This window comes from Bacillus sp. GW821-FHT01G09, assembly GCF_059422205.1.
This window is the reverse complement of record NZ_JBWKWL010000004.1, coordinates 430,290-447,420: the sequence shown is the minus strand read 5'-3', so window position 1 is coordinate 447,420 and position 17,131 is coordinate 430,290. Positions and strand designations below refer to the sequence as shown.

20 protein-coding genes are annotated in these 17,131 nt (G+C 42.5%); 17 read left to right on the top strand and 3 right to left on the bottom strand.

The annotated features are described in order from the left end of the window. Positions 1-47 precede the first annotated feature (47 nt). Positions 48-809 carry a DUF1189 domain-containing protein gene (locus AC07VD_RS15965; protein ID WP_015384107.1) on the bottom strand — a complete coding sequence of 254 codons (762 nt, stop codon included), beginning with the start codon at positions 807-809 and terminating at the stop codon, positions 48-50. 109 nt (positions 810-918) lie between these two features. Here AC07VD_RS15965 and AC07VD_RS15960 point away from each other — a divergent pair, with 109 nt between their 5' ends. From AC07VD_RS15960 to pstB (AC07VD_RS15920), 9 genes are all read left to right on the top strand, one after another. Further along, complete coding sequence (locus tag AC07VD_RS15960) at positions 919-1,401, top strand: DUF456 domain-containing protein (RefSeq protein WP_004398518.1); 483 nt, start codon at positions 919-921, stop codon at positions 1,399-1,401. Between the two features lie 178 nt (positions 1,402-1,579). Then, positions 1,580-2,188: a superoxide dismutase SodA gene (gene sodA / locus AC07VD_RS15955; RefSeq protein ID WP_004398583.1), complete on the top strand. Its 609-nt coding sequence runs from the start codon at positions 1,580-1,582 to the stop codon at positions 2,186-2,188. Between the two features lie 106 nt (positions 2,189-2,294). Beyond that, complete coding sequence (locus AC07VD_RS15950; RefSeq protein WP_217018216.1) at positions 2,295-3,587, top strand: MFS transporter; 1,293 nt, start codon at positions 2,295-2,297, stop codon at positions 3,585-3,587. Positions 3,588-3,700: 113 nt separating this feature from the next. Beyond that, entirely contained in the window at positions 3,701-5,854 is a 2,154-nt protein-coding gene (gene pbpA, locus AC07VD_RS15945; protein WP_342819529.1) for a penicillin-binding protein 2A, read from the top strand. 155 nt (positions 5,855-6,009) lie between these two features. Further along, positions 6,010-6,912, top strand: coding sequence for a phosphate ABC transporter substrate-binding protein (locus tag AC07VD_RS15940; protein ID WP_004398774.1), 903 nt, complete (start codon positions 6,010-6,012; stop codon positions 6,910-6,912). Positions 6,913-6,980: 68 nt separating this feature from the next. Next, positions 6,981-7,910: a phosphate ABC transporter permease subunit PstC gene (gene pstC / locus AC07VD_RS15935; RefSeq protein WP_015714268.1), complete on the top strand. Its 930-nt coding sequence runs from the start codon at positions 6,981-6,983 to the stop codon at positions 7,908-7,910. After that, positions 7,910-8,794 (top strand): phosphate ABC transporter permease PstA, encoded by an 885-nt coding sequence (gene pstA / locus AC07VD_RS15930; protein WP_003230103.1) that lies wholly within the window; start codon positions 7,910-7,912, stop codon positions 8,792-8,794. Before pstC ends, pstA begins: the two co-directional genes overlap by 1 nt. A 20-nt stretch (positions 8,795-8,814) precedes the next feature. Next, the gene (gene pstB / locus AC07VD_RS15925) at positions 8,815-9,624 is read left to right on the top strand and encodes a phosphate ABC transporter ATP-binding protein PstB (RefSeq protein WP_015384102.1); all 810 of its coding nucleotides are present in this window, start codon (positions 8,815-8,817) and stop codon (positions 9,622-9,624) included. 10 nt (positions 9,625-9,634) lie between these two features. After that, positions 9,635-10,417, top strand: a complete 783-nt coding sequence (gene pstB, locus AC07VD_RS15920; RefSeq protein ID WP_014480273.1) for a phosphate ABC transporter ATP-binding protein PstB — start codon at positions 9,635-9,637, stop codon at positions 10,415-10,417. Between the two features lie 27 nt (positions 10,418-10,444). Here the strand turns inward: pstB (AC07VD_RS15920) and AC07VD_RS15915 are convergent, their stop codons facing one another. Together AC07VD_RS15915 and AC07VD_RS15910 are read right to left on the bottom strand one after the other, a co-directional pair. Next, on the bottom strand, positions 10,445-10,909 hold the full coding sequence (locus AC07VD_RS15915) for an endolytic transglycosylase MltG (RefSeq protein ID WP_024571927.1): 465 nt from the start codon (positions 10,907-10,909) through the stop codon (positions 10,445-10,447). Next, positions 10,906-11,259, bottom strand: coding sequence for a hypothetical protein (locus AC07VD_RS15910; RefSeq protein ID WP_003245993.1), 354 nt, complete (start codon positions 11,257-11,259; stop codon positions 10,906-10,908). Before AC07VD_RS15910 ends, AC07VD_RS15915 begins: the two co-directional genes overlap by 4 nt. A 179-nt stretch (positions 11,260-11,438) precedes the next feature. On the opposite strand from AC07VD_RS15910, the gene AC07VD_RS15905 reads away from it, so the two are divergent. From AC07VD_RS15905 to glcK, 8 genes are all read left to right on the top strand, one after another. Further along, on the top strand, positions 11,439-11,909 hold the full coding sequence (locus AC07VD_RS15905; RefSeq protein ID WP_217018218.1) for a hypothetical protein: 471 nt from the start codon (positions 11,439-11,441) through the stop codon (positions 11,907-11,909). Further along, positions 11,906-12,985 carry a glycosyltransferase family 4 protein gene (locus AC07VD_RS15900; protein WP_217018220.1) on the top strand — a complete coding sequence of 360 codons (1,080 nt, stop codon included), beginning with the start codon at positions 11,906-11,908 and terminating at the stop codon, positions 12,983-12,985. Before AC07VD_RS15905 ends, AC07VD_RS15900 begins: the two co-directional genes overlap by 4 nt. An 83-nt stretch (positions 12,986-13,068) precedes the next feature. Continuing rightward, a complete protein-coding gene (gene rpmG / locus AC07VD_RS15895; RefSeq protein WP_003153056.1) occupies positions 13,069-13,218 on the top strand; it encodes a 50S ribosomal protein L33 in 150 nt (49 codons plus the stop codon). 84 nt (positions 13,219-13,302) lie between these two features. Next, the gene (locus AC07VD_RS15890; protein ID WP_129092532.1) at positions 13,303-13,866 is read left to right on the top strand and encodes a 5-formyltetrahydrofolate cyclo-ligase; all 564 of its coding nucleotides are present in this window, start codon (positions 13,303-13,305) and stop codon (positions 13,864-13,866) included. A gap of 66 nt (positions 13,867-13,932) precedes the next feature. Next, entirely contained in the window at positions 13,933-14,106 is a 174-nt protein-coding gene (gene yqgO / locus AC07VD_RS15885; protein ID WP_003230126.1) for a protein YqgO, read from the top strand. Between the two features lie 89 nt (positions 14,107-14,195). Further along, positions 14,196-15,719, top strand: a complete 1,524-nt coding sequence (gene yqgP, locus AC07VD_RS15880; protein ID WP_217018230.1) for a rhomboid protease YqgP — start codon at positions 14,196-14,198, stop codon at positions 15,717-15,719. Between the two features lie 111 nt (positions 15,720-15,830). Continuing rightward, positions 15,831-16,046, top strand: coding sequence for a YqgQ family protein (locus AC07VD_RS15875; RefSeq protein WP_004399107.1), 216 nt, complete (start codon positions 15,831-15,833; stop codon positions 16,044-16,046). A 10-nt stretch (positions 16,047-16,056) separates the two neighbouring features. After that, a complete protein-coding gene (glcK, locus tag AC07VD_RS15870; protein WP_130572563.1) occupies positions 16,057-17,022 on the top strand; it encodes a glucose kinase GlcK in 966 nt (321 codons plus the stop codon). The last annotated feature ends 109 nt before the right edge of the window (positions 17,023-17,131 follow it).

Sequence of the window (17,131 nt, the reverse complement as noted above, 5' to 3'; positions counted from 1 at the left end):
ATTTCGATTCATGACAAAAGAAAAGAGACTGCGAATGCAGCCTCGGTTTATACAGCAGCTTTTTTGGACGGAATCTCTTTTAAAACGAGAAACAGGATGACAAAATTGACAAACCAGTTCAGCAAAAATTCACTTGGTACGGTTGCTTCTAATGCCCGCATGATTGTAAAGAATACAGTTGAAAGGGTGATGGAATAAGCAGAAAGCTTCCAGAGCTGATGATAGGATAAATGTTTTTTCTGCGAATTCTTAATGATTAACCCGATAAGCGCTAAAAACGATACTTCAATAAATTTTCCCGCTGCTGTTACGAGAAAAATAAGAGCTGAGAGAACAGTTACGATCATCGCTTTATTTTGGTTTAAACCTGCAATGACATCTTTTTTCTGTAACTCTGACGGCATCATTGAGTAAGACATTTCTTGGGCTTGTCCGTCAATGGCCAAAACAAATTTGTTCTGAAGGATGCCGATTGCGTTTTGCTTTGCTTCAATTTGTTCAGTGCCATAGGAGTCTGTTGGATCGAACACGATGACGAAACCATTTGCCTGAGATTCCGTGGCTTTTTTTTCATCCGTTTGAAGTTTGCCGTTTGAAATTGTGAAATCAGGGAAATCTTTGTTTAAAACAGTTTTAAAGCCGTTCATTGATTTTACGGTCCCTGTACTTACATAATAAGCGGTAGGGATTGCAAACAGGACAGAGAGCAAAAATACATAAAGAATCGCTTTTCCGATTCCTTGAAATCTTGTTTTTGCAATATCACGGGGAGAGTATGTACTTTTAATGAAAAGCTGAAACACATTCACTATCTTCACTTCCTAGCTAAACTAATATATGTTGCTTATTGTATCGTTGCATGCGTGTGAATACAAGGAAGACATGAAGAAGACAGAGTAAAATGGGAGGATGGAAGCTATGGATATGTTGTATTGGCTGTTAATTGCAGCGGTTTTTATCATTGCCTTTATCGGGCTGGTGTATCCTGTTATTCCGAGCGTAGTATTTATTGTTGCCGGATTTGTATTGTACGGATTTTTATTTTCATTCAGTCCGTATTCTTATATGTTCTGGCTTGTTGAGGCAGTTTTTGCCGCAGTATTATTCGCAGCAGATTACGTGTCGAATCTGCTTGGAGTAAAAAGGTTCGGAGGAAGCAAAGCTGCCATATGGGGAAGCACGATCGGTTTATTAATCGGGCCTTTTGTCATTCCGGTTGCAGGGATCATATTGGGTCCGTTTATCGGGGCTGTTTGCGCAGAACTTATCGTCCATCAGAAGGACTTAAAGTCAGCGTTTAAAATTGGCCTCGGCTCACTCATTGGTTTTTTAACAGGGGTTATTGCCAAGGGCATCATACAGCTTTTGATGATCGGATATTTTTTATGGACGGTCCTATAAGAAATGCTGGCGGCAGGTTTAATGGGGCAGATTATCGGTTAAAGTGAAATATGTCCGCTGAAATGAGCCAAATCGTGAGCTTTTTCATTGATTACAAAGCATTCTTTTGTTACATTGAATGAAGAAAGGCTCGCTGTGAAGCGGCATTTCAGTACATATATACTAAGGAGGAATTATCATGGCTTACGAACTTCCAGAATTACCTTATGCGTACGATGCTTTAGAACCGCATATCGACAAGGAAACTATGACTATTCACCATACGAAACACCACAACACATACGTTACAAATTTAAACAAAGCGGTTGAAGGAAACACTGCTCTTGCCAACAAATCAGTTGAAGAGCTTGTTGCAGATCTTGATTCTGTTCCTGAAAACATCCGCACTGCAGTCCGCAACAACGGCGGCGGACACGCAAACCACAAATTATTCTGGACACTTTTATCTCCAAACGGCGGAGGCGAACCGACTGGCGCGCTTGCTGAAGAGATCAACAGTGTATTTGGAAGCTTTGACAAATTCAAAGAGCAATTCGCAGCAGCAGCAGCTGGACGCTTCGGTTCTGGCTGGGCATGGCTTGTTGTGAACAACGGTAAACTTGAAATCACAAGCACGCCAAACCAAGATTCTCCGCTTTCAGAAGGCAAAACGCCTATCTTAGGTCTTGACGTTTGGGAGCATGCTTACTACCTTAACTATCAAAACCGCCGTCCTGATTACATTTCAGCTTTCTGGAATGTTGTAAACTGGGACGAAGTGGCTCGTCTATACAGCGAAGCAAAATAATGGCACAAACAAGGTCCTCATTATGGGGCCTTGTTTTTTTATGTCTTCTTTTTACATATCTCGGTTTGAGTGAGACAGACTAAGGGATAGTAAAGGGGAGTCAGTAATGAGCAAACTAAAAAAAGTGATAGGCGATGTAGACGTAAACAAAGGGTTACTCTTTCTGCTGACCATTGGCGGGCTTTACTCGCTGGGAATTGCACTGTCCAATACATTTGTTAATGTGTATCTTTGGAAGCAGTCAGGGAAATTTATTGATTTGGCGATATATAATTTATCCATTGTGACAATGCAGCCGATAACCTTTTATTTGGCTGGACGGTTAGCCAAAAAAATAGACAGGGTATTCATTTTAAGGTTCGGCGTCATTTTTTTAGCTGCCTTTTATTTAAGTGTGCTTTTAGCCGGAGAAACGGCGGCCAGCCGCCTCGTGCTAATCGGCGCGGTGCTCGGAGTGGGCTATGGCTTTTATTGGCTAGCGTTTAACGTGCTGACCTTTGAAATAACAGAGCCGGATACGCGAGACTTTTTCAACGGGTTTATGGGCATTCTGTCTTCCTCTGCAGGAATGATCGGCCCGATTGTAGCCGGATTCGTGATCTCAAGGCTTGAAAATAATACGGGTTATACAGTGATTTTCAGTCTCTCCCTCAGTTTATTTGCCCTAGCTGTCGTGATGAGCTTTTTCTTAAAACGGAGAGAATCAAAGGGCCGTTTTATGCTGAGCAAAGTATTTGGAGAGCGCCATAGCAATATGAATTGGCGGAGAATCACGAATGCGCATTTTTTTCAGGGTTTGAGAGAAGGGATTTTTGTCTTTTTAATCAGTGTGTTTGTATTTATTGAGACAAACAGCGAACTTGCTCTCGGTACATTCGGTCTTGTCAATTCAGCTGTTTCCTTCTTTGCCTACTACTTTGCATCCAGGCTGATTAAGAAAAAGGCGAGAAAAAAATCGATTTTGCTGGGCGGACTTATTTTGTATGGCGCGCTGTTTTTGATTCTGTTCCATATGAGCTTTTCGACATTATTAACGTATGGCGTTTTTATTGCCATCGGCTATCCTCTGTTGCTTGTGCCATATGTATCACTTACATATGATGTGATAGGGCGCGCGAGACATGCCAGAAAAGCAAGAATTGAATATATCGTGCTTAGAGAAATGTTCTTGAATGCCGGCAGAATTGTTTCCATTTTGTGCTTTCTCCTGATCGTGGCCCTTCTGAAAGAGGATATGGGAATTCCTTTGTCACTTGCGATATTGGGTATAGGACATCCTTTGATTTATTACTTTGTCAAGGATATCCGTTTTAAGGAGAAAGAAGGGGAAAATGAAACCATGGAAGAAGACGGCCAAAAACGGGTAACAGAACCGACCCTGTTAAAAGGCGAGAGATAATTTTTTTGCCAAAAAGGGGTTATCTGTAGAAAAAAGTCGAAAAAACCTTTAAAATGAAAACTGGCACTCTTACTTGAGTGTCTTTTCTTTCTGTAAATAGAAAAGGTGATGTTATGAGGAGAAATAAACCAAAAAAGCAAAATCATAAAGAGAAAAAGAAGTCGCTTCCGATCCGGCTGAATATTTTATTTTTAGCTGCCTTTGTTATATTTACCTGGATTATTGTGGAACTGGGCATCAAGCAGATCGTGCAAGGCGATGATTACAAAAACCAAGCGAATAAGCAGGAACAAAGTGAAGTCAGCTCAGCGGTACCACGCGGGAAAATTTATGATCGAAACTTTAATGCCATTGTGACAAATAAGGCTTTAAATGCAATCACATACACGAGATCTAAATCGACCACGCAAGAACAGCGCTTAAAGATCGCAAAAAAGCTGTCTGACATGATCAAAGTCGATACAAAAAAAGTAACAGAACGGGATAAAAAAGATTATTGGATTTTGACTAGACCGAAAGAAGCGAAAAAGCTCATTAGCTCTAAAGAAAGACAGCAGGTCGAAGAGAAAAAATTATCCGATGATGATTTATACCAGCTTCAGCTAAAACGGATTACTGATAAGCAGCTGAATGAATTGACGGATAAAGATATGCAGATCCTCGCTATCAAAAGACAGATGGATTCGGGCTATGCATTGACCCCTCAATATATCAAAAACGAAGATGTATCAGCGAAGGAAATGGCAGTGGTAAGTGAACATTTAGACGAACTGCCAGGTGTTGATGTCACGTCCGATTGGGAACGTGAATATCCGTATAAAAACCTTCTTCGCTCAGTGCTCGGAAGTGTTTCCAGCTCTAATGAAGGATTGCCGTCCAACTTGCTCGAGCATTACCTGTCGCTTGGCTACAGCCGAAATGACAGGGTCGGAAAAAGTTATCTGGAATACCAATATGAAAGCCTTCTGCAGGGCCAAAAAGCCAAAGTCGAAAATATCACAGATTCAAACGGCAATGTCACGGGAACAAAAACGGTATCTGAAGGCAAAGCCGGTAAGGATCTCGTGCTTACGATTGACATTGATTTGCAAAAAGAAGTGGAAAAAATCATTGAGAAGAACCTCAAATCTGCTAAAGCAAGACCAAGCACGCAATTGTTAGACCGGGCATTCGTTGTGATGATGGACCCAAGAAACGGTGAAGTGCTTTCAATGGCGGGCAAGCAGATTAAACAAGAAAATGGGAAATATAAAATTGATGATTACGCTTTAGGTACAATGACGTCATCTTATGCCATGGGATCAGCGGTCAAAGGCGCAACAGTCTTGACAGGCCTTCAAACCGGAGCTATTAATCTGAATACTGTTTTTCAGGATGAACCATTGTATATCGGCAGTCAGGATAAAAATGGTAAAAAATCATGGACTAACTTAGGACCGGTCAATATTCAAAGAGCCTTAGAGCAGTCTTCCAACGTATTTATGTTTAAAACTGCGATCGCGCTCGGAAAAGGTGAATATAAACCGCACCAAGCTTTACCGATTGATACGACGGCCTTTGATACGTTCCGTAATTACTTCAGCCAATTTGGACTGGGTGTCAAAACTGGAATTGATCTTCCGAATGAAATGACAGGTTATAAAGGAACAGACAGATTGACGGGATTCTTGCTTGACTATGCGATCGGGCAATACGACACGTATACACCGCTGGAACTTGCGCAATACGTATCAACGATTGCAAACGGCGGATATCGCTTAAAGCCTCAGCTTGTAAAGGAAGTCAGAGAACCTGATGCTAAAAGAGGGATCGGTGCTGTCGTACAATCCGTTCAGCCGGAAGTGCTGAATAAAATCGACATGAAGAGTGAATACATTAAAGAGGTTCAGGCCGGATTCAGACGGGTAATGACAAAAGGGACAGCTGCCAGCCAATTTGCTTCAGCGTCATATCAGCCTGCTGGTAAAACAGGAACAGCACAATCGTTCTATGATGGACCTGATAAATCAAAAACAGGAACAGCGACTTATAATACGACACTTGTTGCCTATGCACCGGCTGATAATCCTGAGATTGCGATCTCTGTAGTAGTCCCTTGGGCTTATATTGATTACAGCGCTAAATATACCATTACAAACGAAATCGGCAGAGAAGTAATGGATAAATATTTTGAGCTGAAATCGAAGCAGGACAAAGAAGATACTCAGCAAAAGAATAAAAACAAAATCGAAGAAAATGCAGAAAACACAACGTCTTCTGATAACTAAAAAGAAACGCTCACATGATGTGGGCGTTTTTTTTTATACAAAAAAACGCACTGATTTACAAAACCTTAACATTCGGTTCAAACCCTTTTTACATAGAACCTTTACTCTATACGTGTAGGACAAATTACACATTATACGCAGGGGGAATTCAGGAAATGAAAAAAAACAAATTGGTGCTTATGCTTCTGATGGCTGCTTTTATGATGATTGCAGCTGCATGCGGAAATGCAGGAGAAAGTAAAAAATCGAATAGCGATTCTGCAAAAGGAGAAGAAAAGGCATCAGGTTCTTTAACCATTTCTGGTTCATCGGCTATGCAGCCACTAGTACTTGCAGCCGCGGAAAAATTTATGGAAGAAAACCCTGATGCTGATATACAGGTACAAGCTGGCGGTTCTGGAACAGGGCTTTCTCAAGTCTCTGAAGGAGCTGTTCAGATCGGGAATTCAGACGTTTTTGCTGAAGAAAAAGAAGGCATCGATGCAAAAGCGCTTGTCGATCATCAAGTCGCTGTAGTTGGTATGGCAGCAGCTGTAAACCCTGATGCTGGTGTGAAGGATATTTCAAAAGATGAATTGAAAAAAATCTTCACTGGCAAAATCAAAAACTGGAAAGAGCTCGGCGGCAAAGACCAAAAGATTACACTTGTAAACCGTCCTGATTCTTCTGGCACACGTGCTACATTTGTGAAATATGCGCTTGACGGAGCGGAGCCTGCAGAAGGCATTACTGAAGATTCCTCCAACACGGTGAAAAAGATCATTGCTGATACTCCGGGAGCGATTGGATATCTTGCATTCTCATATTTAACAGATGACAAAGTAACTGCTCTATCTATTGACGGTGTTAAACCTGAAGCGAAAAATGTAGCAACTGGCGAGTATCCGATCTGGGCTTATCAGCATTCTTATACAAAAGGTGAAGCGACAGGTTTAGCTAAAGAATTTCTTGATTATCTAAAGAGTGAAGACATTCAAAAAAGCATTGTTACTGACCAAGGCTACATTCCGGTTACTGATATGAAAGTGACACGCGATGCCAACGGGAAGCAAAGCTGATCTTAATAAAAAGAGGAGTGCGGGGACAACCGTTTCTCCTCTTAACACATTCATAGGAGTGTAAAACAATGATAAACAATAGAGAAAATATGTCTGTGAGCGAGCGTTTAATCAGCTCAAGGCAAAATCGGCAATTGGATGAAGTTCGGGGAAGAATGATTGTGACAGCATGTGCGCTGATTATGATTGCGGCATCTGTTGCGATCACCATTTTCCTCGGCGTGAAGGGGCTGCAATCTTTTCTTGTAAATGGTGTAAGCCCAATTGAATTCTTAACGAGCTTAAATTGGAATCCTACAGATACTGATCCGAAATACGGAGTGCTGCCATTTATTTTTGGCTCATTTGCAGTAACGATTCTTTCTGCTCTAATCGCTGCGCCGCTTGGCATTGCAGGTGCGATTTTTATGACAGAGATTGCCCCGAATTGGGGAAAGAAAGTGCTGCAGCCGGTGATTGAGCTTTTAGTCGGTATTCCATCTGTTGTTTATGGATTCATAGGTCTTACAGTATTGGTGCCGTTTATCGCCCAGTTCAAATCGAGCGGAACAGGGCACAGTTTATTGGCGGGAACGATTGTCCTTTCCGTCATGATTCTGCCGACGATCACATCGATTTCTGCTGATGCAATGGCTTCTCTTCCGAAGAGTTTACGAGAGGGTTCTTACGCGCTTGGTGCGACAAGATGGCAGACGATCAGAAAAGTACTTGTGCCTGCAGCTTTTCCAACATTGATGACAGCTGTTGTGTTAGGCATGGCTCGGGCGTTCGGTGAAGCTTTGGCTGTTCAGATGGTCATTGGAAATACAAGAGTATTGCCGGAAAGCCTGTTTGACACTGCGGGAACGCTGACAACGATCATCACGCTGAATATGGGCCACACCACATACGGAAGTGTTGAAAACAATACGCTGTGGTCAATGGGGCTTGTGCTTCTGGTGATGTCATTCTTGTTCATCCTGCTTATTCGCTACTTGTCATCTAGGAGGAAAGTGTAATGAACCGCAAAATAACAGATAAACTGGCGACCGGAATGTTTGGTTTGTGTGCAGCCATTATCGCTGCCATTTTAGTAGGTTTGTTTTCCTATATTATTATAAACGGTGTTTCTCAACTCAGTTTTCAATTTATTACAACAAAATCGAGCGCCATTGCAGCTGGAGGAGGCATACGAGATCAGCTGTTTAACTCCTTTTATATTTTGTTTATTACAATGCTGATTACAATCCCGCTCGGTGTGGGCGGCGGAGTCTTCATGGCTGAATACGCGCCTAATAACAAAGTAACTGACTTCATCAGAACATGTATAGAGGTGCTTTCATCTCTTCCGTCTATTGTCATTGGAATGTTTGGATTATTGATGTTTGTCAACTTAACAGGCTGGGGATATACGATCATAGGCGGGGCGCTTGCGTTAACTGTTTTTAACCTTCCTGTCATGGTGCGTGTGACAGAAGACGCGATCCGTTCAGTCCCTAAAGATCTGAAGGAAGCCTCTCTCGCTTTAGGTGTATCACGCTGGCATACCGTAAAAACCGTTTTAATTCCAAGTGCGATTCCTTCTATCATCACAGGAGCAATTTTAGCGTCAGGAAGGGTGTTCGGGGAAGCGGCCGCATTATTATTTACGGCAGGCCTGACAACACCGCGTCTTAATTTTACGGAGTGGAACCCGTTTTCGGAAACATCACCGCTTAATATTTTCAGGCCCGCTGAAACACTTGCGGTCCACATTTGGAACGTCAATACACAAGGAATGATTCCGGATGCTGAAGCGATTGCCAACGGTGGTTCTGCCGTGCTGGTGATTTCTGTTCTTGTGTTTAATCTCGCGGCGAGATGGCTTGGCACGATGATCTACAAAAAGCTTACGGCAAATTAGAACGGAAAGAGGCGAAAAACATGTCTGAACAAATGGTAAAAGAAAAACCTGAGCGAGCTGTTATTGTTCCGAAGCAGAACCACGTGCTTGAGGTCAAAGATCTGTCTATTTTTTATGGAAATAAACAAGCAGTTCATCATGTAAACATGGATATTGAAAAAAATGCGGTGACTGCTTTAATTGGGCCGTCGGGATGCGGAAAATCTACTTTTTTGAGAAATATTAACCGAATGAACGATTTAATTCCATCTGCAAGAGCGGAAGGTGAAATCCTTTATGAAGGATTAAATATATTGGGCGGCAATATTAACGTTGTCAGCTTGAGAAGAGAAATCGGAATGGTTTTTCAAAAACCAAATCCATTTCCGAAATCGATCTATGCGAATATCACACATGCATTGAAATATGCCGGAGAGCGGAATAAAGCTGTTTTAGATGAAATTGTGGAAGAAAGTTTAACAAAAGCGGCCCTCTGGGATGAGGTGAAGGATCGTTTACATTCATCCGCACTCTCGTTATCCGGCGGCCAGCAGCAGCGTTTATGCATCGCGAGAACGCTTGCGATGAAGCCGGCTGTTCTTCTGCTTGATGAACCAGCTTCAGCGCTTGATCCGATTTCAAATGCGAAAATAGAGGAATTAATTACAGGATTGAAAAGAGAATACTCAATTATTATTGTCACGCACAATATGCAGCAGGCTCTGCGGGTTTCTGACCGGACGGCATTCTTTTTAAACGGCGAGCTTGTAGAATACGGACAGACCGAACAGATTTTCACGAGTCCGAAAAAGCAAAAGACAGAGGATTATATTAACGGGAAATTCGGATAGGAGGGCGGCAATGAGTATTGCTACCGAAGCTGTAATGAAACAGGAAGTCTATCAAGTCAATGGAATGAACTTATGGTATGGACAGCATCATGCTTTAAAAAATATCAATTTGAGCATTTATGAAAATGAGGTTACGGCGATTATCGGGCCATCCGGATGCGGGAAATCGACCTTTATCAAGACATTGAATTTAATGATTCAAATGACGCCGAATGTAAAGCTTGCAGGTGAGCTGAACTATAATGGCAGCAACATTTTAAAGGATAAAGTGGACATCGTGGATTTGCGAAAAAATATCGGAATGGTATTCCAAAAAGGGAATCCGTTTCCGCAATCTATTTTTGATAATGTGGCTTACGGACCGAGAGTCCACGGCACCAAAAATAAGAAGAAGCTTCAGGAAATTGTGGAAAAGTCATTAAAAGACGTGGCGTTATGGGATGAGGTGAAGGATCGATTGCATACGTCCGCTCTTTCGCTGTCAGGGGGCCAGCAGCAGCGTCTTTGCATCGCCAGAGCACTTGCGACCAATCCTGATATTTTGCTGATGGATGAACCGACATCTGCACTAGATCCAATCTCAACGAGAAAAATTGAAGAACTCATTCTAGAGCTGAAAAATAAATACACAATTGTCATTGTCACGCATAACATGCAGCAGGCAGCAAGGGTTTCTGATCAAACCGCCTTTTTCTACATGGGCGAGCTTGTTGAATGCGACAATACGAATAAAATGTTCTCTAACCCGAAGGACCAAAGAACGCTCGATTACATTTCAGGAAAGTTTGGATGAAAAAACAGGCTGAGTCAGCCTGTTTTTTTATCGTGTTAACGTTTTTACGATTTTTTTGAAACTCATGTCTGATTTTACTTTAAACTCGCCGGCACGAATTTCTTTGTGATAGCCGGCATCAATGACGTAGTCATTAAAGTCTTGAGCCGAGGAGATAATGCCCTCTTTTTCAAGAATAGCAGATACATCCGCCGTGCTCATGCCGTCTTTAATGGTGAGCTTGTACGTTTTGACTTTGTCTGATTTCGTGTCTGAGCCGCTGTCATTGTTTAAGGATTTCTCTTTTGAATCGAGAAGTTTTTGATATTCATCACGGTTGACAGAAACCAATTTTTTAGAATCAAGATAATTGTTCACGTCTTGTTCGGTTACTGTTTTATTTTCTTTTACAGCAGCGGCCTGGTCTTCGTCAGTCAGATAAAAAACAGCTGCAAGAACGGCTGTCGCTAAAATGATGCCGCCAGCAAATGCCTGAATGCCCCGTTTTGTCATACGAGCACCTTCTCATTATCTTTGATAATCGTATTCACGTCTTCCACTGATACATGCTCAGCTTTAGCAATCGCTTCAGCTGACATACCGTTATTATATTTAGAAAGTATTTGTTTAGCGATTTTTTGATTGATGTCGTTCTGCTTTGATTTGCGAATGACAAGGTTTGTTTCCAGTAATTCTTCCTCAAGCACTGTCATTTTCTTTTTGAGCTTGTAAATTTCCTGCATCGCAGAAAGCTGCAGTGTTTCGAGCTCCTGTTCTACATCTTTCATCGGGTCTCTTTGAGAATATGAGAATGCAATTAGCGCTATACTGACGATAAACAACGCAATAATAGCAATTTCCACGTTTCATCACCTTCTATTCTTTTTTTATCCTTCTTTTTTATACCATAAAACCAATAGTTTCTAAAGGAATTCGCGAAAAAAACGAGATTTTGTCGAGAAATCTTTCTTTGCTTCTTCTTTATGTAATGGTTTAATAGGAACACGAAGTGAACGATTGGAAAGGAGAATGTTAGGAGTCCATGGATAAACACCCATTTCCCTATAATATACGACATAAGCTTTCCTTTTTTAGGGACACATTCGACATAATCATTCAAAACGCTCACACCCTGACCGTAAGCTGGGAAATCTCAGAAGAAACAATGCGGCTGGCTGAAGCGGTCCTTTTCGAAAAAACGCAGGATATGATAAAAGAATTGCGCATTGTCATCAAAAGAAAAGACATTGAAGCTGTCAGTACAAAACGCACAACGTATGATAAAGGCGAATGGACGATTAGACAGGCGGCTGGTGATGCTGTATATCGGGCTGAATACAGAATTGTGAATTCAATGAATGTCTCTCTCAAGCTTGCCGATACAGACGACATATACCTTGATGAAAATGGGATTCGTCATATAAACAGTTTTCAGATTGAAGAAGCGCACACCAGTTGGGAGGCGCAATTTTCTGCATACACCTGTTATGGGAGAGGGGAAAAAGAACGGTGAACATTCTCATGCTTTCACCCGAACATCCCGATGAGCCGAAAAGCGGGCTCGGTGTCCATTTAAACCGCCTCATTTCCTATTTAAACCCTCATATCAACATTACAGTTTGTACTCCGAGCGGGCAGCTGTTTTCGTATGCGAAGTTTGAAGATTACATAGCTGATGCTAACTTTACAATGGTTCGCCATGTGTTATCACACAATAAACGCTTTGATCTGATTCATGCCCATGATGACACAACTGCCTCTGCCGCCCAGTATTTGAAACAACGGCTTGGCCTTCCGCTTGCTGCGACAATCCACGGTCTTGAAAGAGAAAGGAAGAAGGTGTGCCGAGAAGCCCCACACCCTTACAGGCTCAAGACCGAACGGCTCCTTATAGAGTCCGCTGATGCTTTAATCGTATTAAGCACATTTATGAAGCGGTCTCTTGATAAGTCGGCACATAAAAAATTAACCGTTATCCCGAGCCCTGCATCTATGGAGGAAGAGAAGGGGAAAATACCAAGAAGCATGAATAGAAGATTCCTCTTTTCATATGGAAGGTTTGTTCCGGAAAAAGGATTTTCGCAGCTGTTAAAGGTGTTTGCCATCTTGAAGCAGCGTCAGCCTGACCTCTATCTAGTGCTGGCTGGGGAGGGGCCGTCTCTGTCCTGCTATGAGAAATTGGCTGCGGCATATAACCTGAAGGATCGCGTCATGTTCCTGCCGTTTCTCAATTGGAAAGACATCAGAACGTTACTGTCTCACTGTGAAATGGCTGTTTTCCCTAGTTCTTATGAACCGTTTGGGCTTGCCGCGCAAGAAAGCATGGAACAAGGTGTGCTGACTGTCGTTTCTCAGTCGGGTGGTTTTTGTGACTATGCCGTTCATGACAAAACGGCAGTCATCGCTGATTTTACGCGCGTACAGGAAGCGGCTGATCTGCTGGACAGCTTTTTAATAGACCGGGAGAAAGCCCGCCGGATAAAAGAAGCTGGCAGACAACAAGTGTTTAAGCTCCACCACCCCCGACTCATTACGTCATCATATTTGCAGCTTTATGAGCGTATCATCAATAATTCAGCAATTCATTGAAAAACAGCCTAGCATTCCGTCCATTATAGTGGTATTATATATAAGTCTGAATAAGTAAATGATTTTAGTTTGGAGGGAAAATAATGCGCGTTAATATTACTTTGGCTTGCACTGAATGTGGTGAGCGTAACTATATTTCTAAAAAGAACAAACGCAACAATCCAGACCGCGTTGAATTTAAAAAATATTGCCCACGTGATAAAAAATCTACGTTACACCGTGAAACAAAATAACAGCTTTGCTGTTTGAGGTGTAAGAAAAAAGCCAGAGCTTTGAAAAAGGTTCTGGCTTTTTTTCTATTCCGAGGGGGATGAGAGATGAAATCACAATTAAGAAAAAAGACGCTGGAGGCACTGTCTGCTTTATCAAATGAAGATCTGCTTCAAAAAACGGAACGTATGTATAAGTATTTGTTTTCTCTGCCGGAGTGGCAAAATGCCGGCACCATTGCGGTCACCATCTCCAGAGGATTAGAGATACCGACGCGTCCTGTCATTGAGCAGGCTTGGGAAGAAGGGAAACAAGTTTGCATCCCAAAATGCCATCCGGACACGAAGAAAATGCAATTTCGCACATATCAGACTGATGATCAGCTCGAAACCGTGTACGCCGGACTGCTCGAGCCGGTAATTGAAAAAACAAAGGAAGTAAACCCATCACAAATTGACTTGGTGATCGTTCCAGGTGTTTGTTTTGATGTTAACGGGTTTAGGGTCGGCTTTGGAGGCGGCTATTATGATCGCTATTTAAGTGCATATGAAGGGAAGACAGTCTCTTTGCTTTTGGAGTGCCAGTTGTTTGCGCACGTACCCAGTCTGCCGCATGACATCCCGGTACATAAGCTGATAACAGAGGATCGGATCATTTCTTGTTTTTCATAACTTTCCTGTCCCTGATTCGAGAATAAATAAGGCAGAATAACAAACCCTATTGGCAGGAGGGATATAATGAAAAAACTTTTGATATATGCCATTTTCGCGGTTTCTGCCGTCATGTTTTATCAAAATCGCTACCGTCTTATGAATACTGTACTCAGCCAGCCAGGAATCAGGCGGTCTTTTATCCATTTGTTTTTAAGAATTCCATTTATCCGCAATAAGTTTATACAACAAGCTTTCTAAAATCCCGTGAAAAACGGGATTTTTTGCTTTCAGTAGGCGTTTCGGAGCGCCAGCTGTTATAATGAAAAAAAACTATTGGAGCGGTAAACATGTTTTTGCTGGAGTATACATATTGGAAAATTGCGGCGCACCTGGTGAATAGCGGGTATGGCGTCATACAAGCCGGTGAGTCAGATGAAATATGGCTGGAAGCGCCGGACAAGTGCTCTCATGATCTAGTTCGTCTTTATAAGCACGATCTTGATTTCCGTCAAGAAATGGTTAGAGACATCGAAGAGCAGGCCGAACGAGTAGAACGAGTCAGACATCAATTGGGCAGACGAAGGATGAAGCTGCTGAATGTGTTTTTTTCAACGGATGCCCCTGTTGATGACTGGGAAGAGATTGCAAAAAAAACTTTTGAGAAGGGAACTGTGTCAGTTGAGCCGGCGATCGTTAGAGGAACGATGCTTCGAGATGATCTTCAAGCGGTTTTTCCATCATTTCGTACAGAAGATTGTACAGAGGAACACGCTTCGTTTGAAGACGCGCAAATGGCACGAGAACGCTTCCTTTCGCTAGTGCTGAAACAAGAAGAACAGAGAAAAACTGAAGCGGCGGTTTTTCAAAACGGAAAACCGATTTTTACATATTTATTTATTGCGCTTCAGATCCTGATGTTTTTCTTGCTCGAAATAAACGGAGGCAGCACTAATACGGAGACGCTGGTCGCTTTTGGAGCAAAGGAAAACAGCCTGATTGCACAAGGAGAATGGTGGCGGCTTCTGACACCGATCGTGCTTCACATCGGCATAGCGCATTTAGCTTTTAATACGCTGGCTTTATGGTCGGTTGGTACAGCGGTTGAGCGGATGTATGGATCGGGGAGATTTTTGCTGATTTATCTGGCTGCTGGCATTACGGGTTCGATTGCGAGTTTTGTGTTCAGCCCGTATCCTTCGGCAGGGGCATCAGGAGCCATATTCGGATGCTTAGGCGCATTACTGTATGTTGCTTTGTCCAATCGAAAAATGTTTTTAAGAACCATAGGAACCAATATTATTGTCATTATTATCATCAATCTTGGCTTTGGTTTTGCAGTTTCGAATATTGATAATTCAGGACATATCGGCGGCTTGATTGGCGGCTTTTTCGCCGCAGCAGCATCGGGGTTGCCCAAAGCCAGAGCCTTTGGAAAAAGATTGTTGTCAGCGGTTTTGCTGATTGCTTTGGCTGCCGGATTTTTATATTACGGATTGCATTCGCCTTCACACCAGGAGTCAGCGCTGATTCAGCAGGCAAGCGAGCTGTATCAGGAAGGAAAGTATGAAGAAGTAACAGAATTGCTGAACGGAGAAGCAGCGCAAAAAGATGCCTCTGCCGATCTTTTGAAAATTCTTGCTGTTTCTGATATTAAAATCGGCGAATATGATCAGGCGGTTTCCCTTTTGGAACGAGCAGTGAAAAAAGAACCTAAAGACCATGCTTCCTATTACAATTTAGCGTTATTGTATGCGGAAAAAAATGAGCTTGCACAAGCAGAAAAGGCCATCCGGACGGCTGTGAAACTGAAGCCGAAGGAGCAGCGCTACAAGGAGCTGCAGCAGCAAATTGAAAACAATAAAGAATCATAAAGGTGGAATATGGAAAGGAAGCTGGATTTTTTGTCAGCGTTTTCTTCTTGACTGACCGCTTCCATATGAATACGCTTATGATAGTTAAGTTCAAGAAATGGTGAGGAAAAAATGAATACATTTTATGATGTGCAGCAGCTGTTAAAAACATTTGGCCATATTGTTTATTTTGGAGACAGAGAGCTTGAAATTGAGTTTATGCTGGATGAATTAAAGGAATTATACATGAACCACATGATTGAAAAGGAGCAGTGGGCCAGAGCGGCAGCTGTCCTTCGAAAAGAATTGGAACAAACAAAAAACGGAAGAGATTTTTATAAAGGCTAAGGTGATAAAAATGGACGAGATATGGTTTGCGGGCATTGACCTGGGAGGAACGACGATTAAACTCGCTTTTATTAATCAATATGGCGAAATTCAGCATAAGTGGGAAGTTCCGACTGATAAAACCGGCGACACGATTACTGTCACAATTGCAAAAACAATCGACAGCAAGCTGGATGAGCTGCAAAAACCGAAGCACATCATCAAATACATCGGAATGGGTGCACCAGGCCCTGTAGATATGGCGGCAGGAGTTGTTTATGAAACAGTAAATCTAGGGTGGGAAAATTATGCTTTGAAAAACCATCTGGAGACAGAAACCGGCATCCCAGCTGTTATAGAAAATGACGCGAATATTGCTGCGCTCGGGGAAATGTGGAAGGGAGCGGGTGATGGCGCAAAAGACGTCATTCTCGTGACGCTTGGCACAGGAGTTGGCGGCGGCATCATTGCAAATGGTGAAATTGTACATGGCATAAATGGCGCCGGCGGAGAAATCGGCCATATTTGCAGCATCCCTGAAGGCGGAGCGCCCTGCAACTGCGGCAAAACGGGCTGTATCGAAACAATTGCGTCAGCAACCGGAATTGTAAGAATTGCAAAAGAAAAAATAGCAAATGCTAAAAAGACGACACGTTTAAAAGCAACCGAACAATTGTCAGCGCGGGATGTGTTTGAAGCGGCGGGTGAAAATGATGAAATTGCCCTTGAGGTGGTTGATTATGTAGCCAAGCATCTTGGTTTGGTGCTCGGAAATTTGGCAAGCTCGCTTAATCCGTCCAAAATCGTTCTTGGCGGCGGCGTATCGAGAGCCGGAGAATTGCTGAGATCAAAAGTCGAGAAAACATTCCGCAAATGCGCGTTTCCGCGGGCAGCCCAAGCTGCTGATATTTCAATCGCAGCACTTGGAAATGATGCCGGCGTTATCGGAGGCGCTTGGATCGCTAAAAATGAATGGCTTAAACATCAAAATTGTTAAAATTGTGTAAATGAAATTGATTTTTTGTTGTGCTCAGGTTAAGATTTAATTTGATGTGTTAATGAGAATGTTGGGAATAGACTGATTTTTTTGAGCGTGCTGCATAGGA

Coding starts and splice junctions, on each gene's coding strand:
- yqgP (WP_217018230.1), top strand. CDS start 14,196: ATGTTTTTGCTGGAGTATACATATTGGAAAATTGCGGCGCACCTGGTG.
- AC07VD_RS15875 (WP_004399107.1), top strand. CDS start 15,831: ATGAATACATTTTATGATGTGCAGCAGCTGTTAAAAACATTTGGCCAT.
- AC07VD_RS15915 (WP_024571927.1), bottom strand. CDS start 10,909: ATGACAAAACGGGGCATTCAGGCATTTGCTGGCGGCATCATTTTAGCG.
- pstA (WP_003230103.1), top strand. CDS start 7,910: ATGAACCGCAAAATAACAGATAAACTGGCGACCGGAATGTTTGGTTTG.
- rpmG (WP_003153056.1), top strand. CDS start 13,069: ATGCGCGTTAATATTACTTTGGCTTGCACTGAATGTGGTGAGCGTAAC.
- AC07VD_RS15905 (WP_217018218.1), top strand. CDS start 11,439: ATGGATAAACACCCATTTCCCTATAATATACGACATAAGCTTTCCTTT.
- glcK (WP_130572563.1), top strand. CDS start 16,057: ATGGACGAGATATGGTTTGCGGGCATTGACCTGGGAGGAACGACGATT.
- pbpA (WP_342819529.1), top strand. CDS start 3,701: ATGAGGAGAAATAAACCAAAAAAGCAAAATCATAAAGAGAAAAAGAAG.
- sodA (WP_004398583.1), top strand. CDS start 1,580: ATGGCTTACGAACTTCCAGAATTACCTTATGCGTACGATGCTTTAGAA.
- AC07VD_RS15950 (WP_217018216.1), top strand. CDS start 2,295: ATGAGCAAACTAAAAAAAGTGATAGGCGATGTAGACGTAAACAAAGGG.
- yqgO (WP_003230126.1), top strand. CDS start 13,933: ATGAAAAAACTTTTGATATATGCCATTTTCGCGGTTTCTGCCGTCATG.
- AC07VD_RS15960 (WP_004398518.1), top strand. CDS start 919: ATGGATATGTTGTATTGGCTGTTAATTGCAGCGGTTTTTATCATTGCC.
- AC07VD_RS15890 (WP_129092532.1), top strand. CDS start 13,303: ATGAAATCACAATTAAGAAAAAAGACGCTGGAGGCACTGTCTGCTTTA.
- pstB (WP_015384102.1), top strand. CDS start 8,815: ATGTCTGAACAAATGGTAAAAGAAAAACCTGAGCGAGCTGTTATTGTT.
- pstB (WP_014480273.1), top strand. CDS start 9,635: ATGAGTATTGCTACCGAAGCTGTAATGAAACAGGAAGTCTATCAAGTC.
- AC07VD_RS15940 (WP_004398774.1), top strand. CDS start 6,010: ATGAAAAAAAACAAATTGGTGCTTATGCTTCTGATGGCTGCTTTTATG.
- pstC (WP_015714268.1), top strand. CDS start 6,981: ATGATAAACAATAGAGAAAATATGTCTGTGAGCGAGCGTTTAATCAGC.